Source organism: Exiguobacterium sp. s128, assembly GCF_018618815.1.
In the GTDB taxonomy this organism is placed as follows: Bacteria; Bacillota; Bacilli; order Exiguobacteriales; family Exiguobacteriaceae; genus Exiguobacterium_A; species Exiguobacterium_A antarcticum.
The window spans coordinates 1-2,384 of record NZ_JACSMT010000086.1; the positions used below are offsets into that span (position 1 = coordinate 1).

At 44.3% G+C, this 2,384-nt stretch carries 2 protein-coding genes; both read left to right on the forward strand.

Translation table 11 applies throughout. From position 1 onward, the window contains the following. Positions 1-160 precede the first annotated feature (160 nt). Entirely contained in the window at positions 161-1,597 is a 1,437-nt protein-coding gene (gene istA, locus KNQ13_RS15630; RefSeq protein ID WP_026829677.1) for an IS21 family transposase, read from the forward strand. 11 nt (positions 1,598-1,608) lie between these two features. Next, complete coding sequence (gene istB, locus KNQ13_RS15635; RefSeq protein ID WP_034773873.1) at positions 1,609-2,310, forward strand: IS21-like element helper ATPase IstB; 702 nt, start codon at positions 1,609-1,611, stop codon at positions 2,308-2,310. The last annotated feature ends 74 nt before the right edge of the window (positions 2,311-2,384 follow it).

The following is a 2,384-nucleotide window of genomic DNA, read 5'->3' on the forward strand; positions in this document are numbered from 1 at the left end:
TCACTAACATTGCGTAAGAACCATAGGAGTGCAGACTTGTGCGACGGAAACGTACACAGTTCTGCACTCCTTTTGCGAAAAAAGAAAAAGACTTGCCAGCACCCACAAATTCATCCTAACGTTTAAGTTGCGAAACAAGAACGTGAAGGAGATGAAAGGAATGCTAACAATGTCTGAAATCAATTGTATCAAATTTTTAAGGAACCATAAATCCTATTCCATCAATAAGATTGCGAAAGATCTTAACCTGAACTGGCGAACTGCTAAAAAATATGCCGATGAGTCTTTTCTACCAAAAGAAAGTCATTCTTCAAAGCGTGGCATGATGTATGGCACCCGTTGGGGCGAAATGATCGAGGACTGGCTACAGGAAGATGCGATGATGAAAAAGAAACAACGACGAACCAATAAAAAACTATATGAGACATTATGTACATATGGATTTGAAGGGTCCTACCGGACCGTCTGTCAATTCATCAAAGAATGGCGCCTAGGTCGCGATGTAGAAAACGATAGTCGATTCGAGCGGTTGGCCCACCCGCCCGGAGAAGCACAGGTAGATTTTGGCGTCATGGAAGTCGTGAAGGACAGTCATGCGGTCGATGTGCATTGCTTGATCCTATCCATGCCGTATAGCAATCGAACAGCTGCGGTTGCATTACCAGCAGAGAACCAAGAATGTTTCCTGACCGGATTGAAGAGACTGTTCGAAGAAATCGGAGGCGTGCCGCAACAATTACGAATCGACAATCTCCCAGCAGCCGTCGCTAAAGTACGGACAACAAAGGAAGATGCCATTTATACGGACGCTTTTCAGCAATTCGTAACGCACTATGGTTTCCAAGTTCAAAGCTGTAATCCGTATAGTGGGAATGAGAAAGGAAGCGTCGAAAACAAGGTTGGATATGTCCGTTACAACTTCCTGGTTCCTTCTCCCGTCATGAATGACTTCGAATCATTGAACAGACGCCTCGCATCATCCCTCAGGGATGACATGGAACGTATACATTATGAAAAGAAAGTACGTATCAAGGATCTCGTTGTGGAAGAGAAAAAGCATCTCCTTCGACTGCCGGAAGAAGACTTTCCGGTGTTCAAGGAGGAACTGTTGAAGGTAAACAAATATGGAGAAGTGACCATCGATCAAACGAAGATTCTCGTTCCATCTGGTTCTCGACATGGACAAGTGAGAGCAATCCTAAAATGGGACGATATGAAAATCATTTCTCGTCACGGAGAAATCCTGTACGAAGAAAAGCGACCTTATATGATGACGAAACGGGCGTTACCTTGGGAAAGCATTCTCAACGAATGGTACAAAAAGCCGCGTAGTTATGGTCATTCACGCCACGCAGAGTACCTCCCTGGACGAATTCGAGAGTATCTGAACATCCAGAATCTGATGATACGGAGAGAAAGACTGGGATGGCTACGATCTAGATTAGTCCTGCATTCAATCACTGAAATCGATGAACGATTGTATGAGCTACTGAGCCAGAGCGATGCCTATTCTGACATCGAAGAGCATCCCTACGATGTCGACTGGAGTAAGTATGACAGTTTGAATCGACCATGGCAGAGTGAGGTGCAGCCGTGAATCTAAAAGAGATGTGCAAATCCCTTCGGCTCGCTTACGTCGCTGAAATTTACGAATCGATTCCGATGGAATCGTCCGAGACGTTTCTCACGACACTTTTTGAAATGGAGATGAGACTTCGTGAAGAAGCGAAGGCAGAGAGGCTCATAAAAAAAGCAAAATTCATCAACAATAAATCACTTGAAGACTATCGCTGGCATGACAACATCTACTTTCCTCGTCATCTCAAGAAAGAAGAATTGATGTCGCTCTCTTTCATCGATCATCAGCAAAACGTAGTGCTCACAGGTGCCCCCGGCACTGGTAAGACACATCTTGCGATTGGTTTAGGACGGGAAGCTTGTCGTAAAGGAAAAGAAGTACGTTTCTTTCGTGTTTCGGAGCTCGTAGAGCAACTCACCAAAGCATGGCGTGATGGGAAGCTGAGTAGCTTCCATACACGCCTCGATTCTGCGGATCTTATCGTCTTGGATGAAATGGGCTATCTTCCATTATCCAAAGAGTCAGCAGAGCTCCTGTTCCATCTCATTACAGACTGGTACGAAAAGAAAAGTATCATCATCACATCGAATCTAGAATTCAGTCAATGGAATCGTGTTTTCGCAGATCCTAGATTAACGTCAGCACTCGTTGATCGTGTGATTCATCATGCGCACATTCTGACCTTCACAGGCGATAGTTATCGTGTCACACATGCATTATCAAGAAATTAAATATTTACTGGCAAAGTTCTGTACTTTTTTCTGCAATTCACTGCACAAACCTGGTTCTTACGCAATGTTAGTGA